The 7,172-nt window shown below is 40.8% G+C and carries 6 protein-coding genes and 1 pseudogene; 6 read left to right on the forward strand and 1 reads right to left on the reverse strand.

The window, feature by feature from the left end:
• From ACZFYI_RS12855 to ACZFYI_RS12880, 6 genes and pseudogenes are all read left to right on the forward strand, one after another.
• A pseudogene (locus ACZFYI_RS12855) lies at positions 1 to 591 on the forward strand (TonB-dependent receptor); the annotation flags it as partial.
• A 32-nt stretch (positions 592 to 623) separates the two neighbouring features.
• Positions 624 to 1,664, forward strand: a complete 1,041-nt coding sequence (locus tag ACZFYI_RS12860) for a DUF4249 domain-containing protein (RefSeq protein WP_462524533.1) — start codon at positions 624 to 626, stop codon at positions 1,662 to 1,664.
• A gap of 151 nt (positions 1,665 to 1,815) precedes the next feature.
• A complete protein-coding gene (locus ACZFYI_RS12865) occupies positions 1,816 to 2,895 on the forward strand; it encodes a DUF4249 family protein (protein WP_462524534.1) in 1,080 nt (359 codons plus the stop codon).
• A gap of 43 nt (positions 2,896 to 2,938) precedes the next feature.
• Positions 2,939 to 4,006 (forward strand): DUF4249 family protein, encoded by a 1,068-nt coding sequence (locus tag ACZFYI_RS12870; RefSeq protein WP_462524535.1) that lies wholly within the window; start codon positions 2,939 to 2,941, stop codon positions 4,004 to 4,006.
• A gap of 166 nt (positions 4,007 to 4,172) precedes the next feature.
• Positions 4,173 to 6,092, forward strand: a complete 1,920-nt coding sequence (dnaK, locus tag ACZFYI_RS12875; protein ID WP_462524536.1) for a molecular chaperone DnaK — start codon at positions 4,173 to 4,175, stop codon at positions 6,090 to 6,092.
• Between the two features lie 169 nt (positions 6,093 to 6,261).
• Positions 6,262 to 6,636: a co-chaperone GroES gene (locus ACZFYI_RS12880; RefSeq protein WP_462524537.1), complete on the forward strand. Its 375-nt coding sequence runs from the start codon at positions 6,262 to 6,264 to the stop codon at positions 6,634 to 6,636.
• Positions 6,637 to 6,717: 81 nt separating this feature from the next.
• On the opposite strand, the gene ACZFYI_RS12885 is transcribed toward ACZFYI_RS12880, so the two are convergent.
• Positions 6,718 to 7,017, reverse strand: a complete 300-nt coding sequence (locus tag ACZFYI_RS12885) for a hypothetical protein (RefSeq protein ID WP_462524538.1) — start codon at positions 7,015 to 7,017, stop codon at positions 6,718 to 6,720.
• Positions 7,018 to 7,172: the final 155 nt, after the last annotated feature.

The following is a 7,172-nucleotide window of genomic DNA, read 5'->3' on the forward strand; positions in this document are numbered from 1 at the left end:
TTATTCTTAAATCCACATTTGGAGACAGAATTGATTCAGGGAGAAGGCCTTGCCTACGGTGCTGAAATACTGATCCAAAAAAACAGCGGAGGGATTACAGGTTGGCTTGCTTATACCTTCAGCAGGTCTCTTATCAGAACCACTTCCGAATTTCCTGAAATCCAAGTCAATCAAGGAAATTGGTTTGCAACCAACTTTGACAAACCTCACAACATTTCCTTGGTAACTAATTTCCATATAGGAAGAGGCAGAACTTTCAATACCAACGTCAATTTTTCATCAGGCCGACCTGTGACCGGACTTTCGTCCAATTATGTAATCGGAGGGGTTTTTGTCCCCAATTTTGGAAACAGGAACGAGTTTAGGATTCCAAATTATTTTAGGATTGACTTTTCTTACCTGACAAATGGCTTCGTAAGGAAGTGGGATGATACAATCAATTTTAGCGTCTATAACCTTACCGGAAGGAGAAACGCCTATTCTGTTTTCTTCCAAAGAGAAGGCAGGACTCCAAGATTGGTTCCTTATCAGATTTCGATTTTGGGATCAGCTTTCCCTTCTTTCACCTACACCGTAAAGTTTGGAAAATGACCAAGCATCAAAAAATATCAGTCCGCTTACTCATGGTATTTGCCATATACCTATCGCTTCCTATTTCCTGCATTGACAAGCTTGATTTTGTGGGGGAAACCAGAGAGGGGCAACTCGTCATTTATGGTTTATTTACTGACATTGATGAAAGGCAGGTGGTCAATGTAAGCCAAACTTCTTTATCAGGATTAGCCCCGAGAGGTATCCCAAACGCCAGCGTTTCAGTTTTGAGTGAATCCGGTGCAAGATTCCCCTATTTCAGTTTGGGAAACGGAGAATATGAATTGTATGGCTATAAGGCTCTTGCAGGAGAAAGTTATGCTTTGGAAGTAGTATTGGATGGAAAAGTATATCTGTCAAAGTATGAAACCGTTCCAGAACTGGTTGCGGAAGATGTGCTCAGTTTTACTTTTGGAAATGAACCTTTCAGAACGGAAGCGCCTGAATCTGTGTTTACAGTCTTTTCGGAGACGACGCTTCCCGACACCCAAGATCCAATTTACCTGAGGTGGACGGTTGAAGAAACGTATTTATGGCCTTTGGCATGGTTACAAGGAACGGGTATTCCTCCCCCTCCTCCTCCTCCATGCTTTATTTCGGACGTAATAGAACCCAATAGACTTAATTTATTTGACGGTTCAGGGACAAGCACCAGAAATTCAACTTTTGTATTGGGAAGGCGCTCGGTAGACAATTCATTTCAATATCCATTTTTTGTAAGCGTCAAGCAATTGAGCATCAATAGGGAAGCTTATGAATATTGGGAAAAAATCAAAATAGTCATCAACAACCAAGGATCGCTTTTTGATATCCCGCCTGCTCCTGTATTTGGGAACATTTTCAATGTTGAAGATAAAGGAGAAACAGTTCTAGGTTATTTTGAAGTAGCCAAGACCAAAATGACAAGGATCTATACTACCCGTGCAGATGTACCATTTTATCTTGTTGACCCATGTCAATATATTCCAAACAAGCCTGAGGAAACTTATACTGCCGAATGTAGAAGTTGCGAGGCTAGAGCTCAGGGAAAAAGGTGGACGACCAATGCGCCAGACTGGTGGAAGTTTGATTGAGTTAACCAGAAGGTACCAAAACTCAAAGTAGTTTGGATGGGTTTTTAAAATGAAAATTGATATTTGGCATAAGGTAAAATTCCAAGTTGTCTTCAAAACTGCCCAATGCCTCTGATAGAAATGTTTTGAAACCAAATAATTGTTTTGGGAAATGAAAATTTATTACAGAAGTCAATCCAATTTTATTCGGTTTGTATCAGTATGTTTTCTGTTTTTCATCTCTTCATGTTTGGACCAGTTGGATTTTGTCGGAGAAACTCAGGAGGGCCAACTGGTTATTTACGGGCTTTTTACGGACAGCGATGAACGACAGGTAGTCAACATCAGTAGAACATCGCTATTGGGATTGGCACCAAGGGGGGTGCCTGTCGCAGAAGTTACTTTGGTGACCGATGCTGATGAAAGGATAAAATATTTCAATGTAGGAAATGGGGACTACGAGCTGATTGGAGTGAAGGCGGTCGAAGGAAAACTTTATTCCTTGGAAGTCATTTTGGAAGGAAAAATTTATCGGTCATCTTTTGAAAAGATTCCAAAGTTTGTCGGAGAAGACAATCTGAGTTTTAGCTTTAAAAATGAACCTTTCCGAAATGAAAGTCCTGAGCCGGTATTTACAGTCTCGACTGAATGCCAACTCCCAAATACTCCTGACCCGGTTTTTCTAAGATGGCAGGTCGAGGAAACATACTTGTGGGAACGGATTTGGCTTCCATGCACAGGATTGTGCCCTCCTCCTCCTCCAAACTGCTTCATTTCTAACTTGATAGAACCTGAAAGATTAAATCTCTTTGATGGATCAATGACAAGTACTAATAGTACCTCCTTGATATTGGGAAAAAGAGAAGTGGATAATTCATTTATTTCTATTTTTTACGTTACTGTCAGGCAACTCAGTATGGACCGAAATGCTTTTTCCTACTGGGAAAAAATCAAAATCACTGTTAACAACCAGGGGTCTTTGTTCGATATCCCCCCTGCGCCTGTCTTTGGAAATATTTATAACGCTGAAAATCCAGATGAAAGAATTTTGGGATATTTCGAAGTAGCCAAAGAAAAAACCACAAGAATTTCTACCAACCGAGGGGATGTGCCTTTCTTCCTAAACAGACCTTGTGATTTCATTGTAGGCAAACCAGCATCGGAATATGCCCCTGAATGCGTGGAGTGTGAAGAAAGAGCCAAGGGAAGGAAATGGACAACGGTCGAACCACTTTGGTGGAGTGAAAATTAAGAATCGAATCGACAAAGTTTAGCCACTTTTTATTAATGACAGGATGAAAAAAAAGGATACAATTGGCCGTTTATTTAAACTGATTACAGGTTCAATTTTGATCTTGGCAATATCCTGTATCGACAGACTTGATTTTTGGCAAGAGACTGAAGAAGGACAGTTAATTATCTATGGATTGTTTACAGACAAAGATGATAAGCATATTGTCAATATCAGCACTTCTTCACCTTTAGCATTCCGTCCCAAAGGGGTTTCAAATGCCGCAGTTTATTTGCTGACTGCCGGGGAAGAAAAAATAGCATATTTCAACAAAGGAAATGGTGTTTATGAGTTGCAAGCCGTGAAAGCAACAGAAGGGAAAAGTTATGCATTGGAGGTAATTTTGGACGGGGTGACATACAGGTCAAAATTTCAAGAAATGCCGGAGGTTGTTGGTAAGGACAGTCTCAGCTACCAAGTTGCATATGAACCATTCAGGACTTCACTGGATGATCATGTTTTTAAGGTATTTGCCAAATCTGATTTGCCGGAAACACCAGACCAGCTATTCCTCCGGTGGATAGTAGAGGAAGCACATTATTGGCCGCTGCTTTGGATTCCTCCAGGCATCCCTCCGCCTCCACCCTGTTTTATTTTTGATGTCATGGATCCAACAATTGTCAATTTGTTTGACGGGACAGTCACATCAAATCGGCAAACGGAGAAATTATTGGCCACACGGAAAATTAACAATGCATTTTTATTTCCATTTTTTGTAACAGTCAAACAGCTAAGCATCAACAGAGATGCTTTTGAATATTGGGAAAGAATCAATATTGTCATTAACAACAAAGGATCCCTTTTTGACATACCTCCTGCTCCGGTATTTGGGAACATCATGAATACTGAAAATCCCAATGAACTCGTCCTTGGCTTTTTTGAGGTTGCAAAATCATCAGTATCGAGGTTCTATGTGACCTCTGAGATTTCCCCCATTTATTTGCAACCGATCTGTGATTACATTCCCGGAAAACCCACAAATCAATATCCTGCAGAATGCCTATCCTGTGAAGGTCGCGCGGCAGGCCGGGATTGGACGAGCACAAAACCTGACTGGTGGGTTTACGATTGACCTGACATTTCAACACTGTAACCTGTGAGCATTTTTTGATCTAATTGGATTTACTGTCATATTATCTGTCAATCTGACACAGAAAATTTTGTTTTTACGCTTGGCACATGAGTTGTTTAATAGATTTCGAATCTAATTTGTAATCAATAATTCAAAATATAATATCATGGGAAAAATCATAGGTATAGACTTGGGTACCACCAACTCATGCGTAGCCGTAATGGAAGGAAACGAACCAGTGGTCATCCAAAACAGCGAAGGCAGAAGGACTACTCCGTCCATCGTGGCCTTTCTTGACAATGGAAACGGCGAGCGTAAAGTAGGTGACCCTGCAAAACGTCAAGCTATCACCAACCCTTCCAACACCATATCCTCTGTAAAAAGATTTATGGGTAAAAAATTCTCCGAAGTATCGGAGGAAAAAAAACATGCTTCCTACAAAGTCGAAAAAGGTACCAACGATACTGTTGTTGTCAAAATCGGAGACAGGTCTTACACGCCGCAGGAATTATCAGCCATGATTCTTCAGAAAATGAAGAGCACTGCTGAGGATTTCTTGGGACAGACTGTCACTGAAGCTGTCATCACAGTTCCTGCATACTTTAACGATGCTGAGCGTCAGGCAACCAAAGAAGCCGGACAGATCGCAGGTTTGGAAGTAAAAAGGATCATCAACGAACCTACCGCTGCCGCTTTGGCATATGGTATGGACAAGAAAAACCAGGATATGAAAATCGCGGTGTATGACCTTGGAGGTGGTACATTCGATATTTCTGTACTTGAGTTAGGTGATGGTGTATTCGAGGTAAAATCCACCAATGGTGATGTCCACTTGGGTGGTGATGACTTTGACCAAGTAATCATCAACTGGCTAGCTGAAGAATTCCAAGGTGAAGAGCAAATTGACTTGAGAAAAGACCCAATGGCTCTTCAGAGATTGAAAGAAGCAGCAGAAAAAGCAAAAATTGAATTGTCAAGTTCTGCTTCCACAGAAATCAACTTGCCTTATATCACTGCTACACAAACAGGTCCTAAGCACTTGGTTAGAACCTTGAGCAGAGCAAAGTTTGAGCAACTATCAGCTGACCTTGTGAGAAGGTCTATGGAACCTTGTAAAAAAGCTCTTGCTGATGCGGGAATGAATCCATCTGATATAGATGAGGTAATCCTTGTCGGAGGTTCTACAAGAATCCCAAAAATCCAGGAAGAAGTGGAGAAGTTCTTTGGAAAGAAACCCTCCAAAGGAGTGAATCCTGACGAAGTAGTAGCCATCGGCGCTGCGATCCAAGGTGGGGTATTGACAGGTGAAGTGAAAGATGTGTTGTTGCTAGACGTAACTCCACTTTCTTTGGGTATCGAGACCATGGGCGGTGTATTCACCAAACTGATCGAATCCAACACTACCATTCCAACCAAAAAATCAGAGGTTTTCTCAACTGCAGCTGATAATCAGCCTGCTGTTGATATCCACGTATTGCAGGGTGAAAGGGCTTTAGCGAAAGATAACAGGTCTATCGGTAGGTTCCAATTGAGCGATATCCCACCTGCACAGCGAGGTGTCCCTCAAATCGAAGTTACTTTCGATATCGATGCAAACGGTATCCTTAATGTCTCTGCAAAAGACAAGGGAACAGGAAAAGAGCAAAAAATCAAGATCGAAGCATCCTCAGGTTTGTCTCAGGACGATATCGAGAGAATGAAGCGTGAAGCTGAAGCTAATGCCGCATCTGATAAATCCGAAAAGGAAAAAATCGAAAAATTGAACCAGGCTGACAGTCAGATTTTCCAAACGGAAAAGCAACTGAAAGAATATGGTGACAAACTTTCCGATGGCAACAAAGCCAACATCAGTGCTGCTTTGGAAGGATTGAAATCAGCACATGCTTCTAAAGACCTCACAGCAATCGAATCTGCTTCTGAAGCGTTGAATAAAGCTTGGGAAGCTGCTTCCCAGGAAATCTACAACGCTACCCAAGGTGCAGGAGCACAACCAGGACCTGATGCCAATGCCGGTGAAGGTTCTCCAAATGCAGGCGACGGTGTATCTGATGTAGATTACGAAGAAGTATCTGAAGACAAGAAGTAATCTTCAAATAAAAATAAATGCAACGGCATCTGTATGAAAGTATAGATGCCGTTCTTATTTAATGGAATAAGACCCAAGATTCAAAAATTAAGCAAAAGTCTTGATTGCAATCAGGTCTATTCTCATATCTCACATCTCAAATCTCGCTTCTAAATCTCAAATGTACCCCATGCAACTCACCCCAGACAACAAACTCAAAAAACTCATCATCGTCGGCGACAGGGTATTGATCAAACTCAGGAAAGCTGACGAAAGGACCGCAACAGGCCTTTACCTGCCTCCCGGTGTACAGGAAAAGGAAAAAGTCCAGCAAGGCTATATCATAAAAACCGGACCTGGATATCCGATCCCTATGGCTGCCGAAGACCGGGAACCTTGGATGGAGGCAGAAGAAAAAGTCAGGTATGTGCCTCTTCAAGCCAAAGAAGGTGATTTGGCGATATTCTTATTGAATGGTGCCTTTGAGGTGATCTACGAAGGAGAAAAGTACTTCATAGTCCCGCAGCATTCTATTCTGATGCTGGAAAGGGAAGAAGAACTTTAAGTTTATTCATCATTGAAATCTATTTTAAAACAAAAAAAAAGACGTTTTTCAACGTCCTTTTTAATTTAATTTTATAATTGATTAATCCTTTTTCCAAGGTTTTCTATTTTTAGCCTTGGGACCAAGTTCTCTTTCTTCACTAACTGGATTTGAGACCAAAGTTACTTTTTCAGAATCTTGTTCCCAAGCCTTCGCATTTTTGAATGAAGGCCCTTGTTTGTCATTTGGAGTTACTGCGACCATGGCTGTCGTTTTTTTTGAATTATCTTTCCATGGTTTATAATTCTTGGCAGCAGGTCCCTGTAGATCCTTAAATGCCTGGGCGTTTGACACAAATATTGTGAAGAAAAACACTACGAACATTATTGATAACTTTTTCATATTAAAGCGATTTGGGTTTTCTAATTTTCAGTAATATATACGTGAAATTAAAAAATTGTTTCCCAAAAACAGACTTTTATACTGAAATAAGGTATTAAATAAAAATTAAATACCGTATTATGATTGTATGAAAATTAAAAAATGGGTGTTTTTTT

The sequence above is a fragment of the Aquiflexum sp. genome (assembly GCF_977115555.1).

Excerpts from the sequence above, each read along its gene's own strand:
- dnaK (WP_462524536.1), top strand. The coding sequence starts at position 4,173 with ATGGGAAAAATCATAGGTATAGACTTGGGTACCACCAACTCATGCGTA.
- ACZFYI_RS12860 (WP_462524533.1), top strand. The coding sequence starts at position 624 with ATGGTATTTGCCATATACCTATCGCTTCCTATTTCCTGCATTGACAAG.
- ACZFYI_RS12880 (WP_462524537.1), top strand. The coding sequence starts at position 6,262 with ATGCAACTCACCCCAGACAACAAACTCAAAAAACTCATCATCGTCGGC.
- ACZFYI_RS12865 (WP_462524534.1), top strand. The coding sequence starts at position 1,816 with ATGAAAATTTATTACAGAAGTCAATCCAATTTTATTCGGTTTGTATCA.
- ACZFYI_RS12885 (WP_462524538.1), bottom strand. The coding sequence starts at position 7,017 with ATGAAAAAGTTATCAATAATGTTCGTAGTGTTTTTCTTCACAATATTT.
- ACZFYI_RS12870 (WP_462524535.1), top strand. The coding sequence starts at position 2,939 with ATGAAAAAAAAGGATACAATTGGCCGTTTATTTAAACTGATTACAGGT.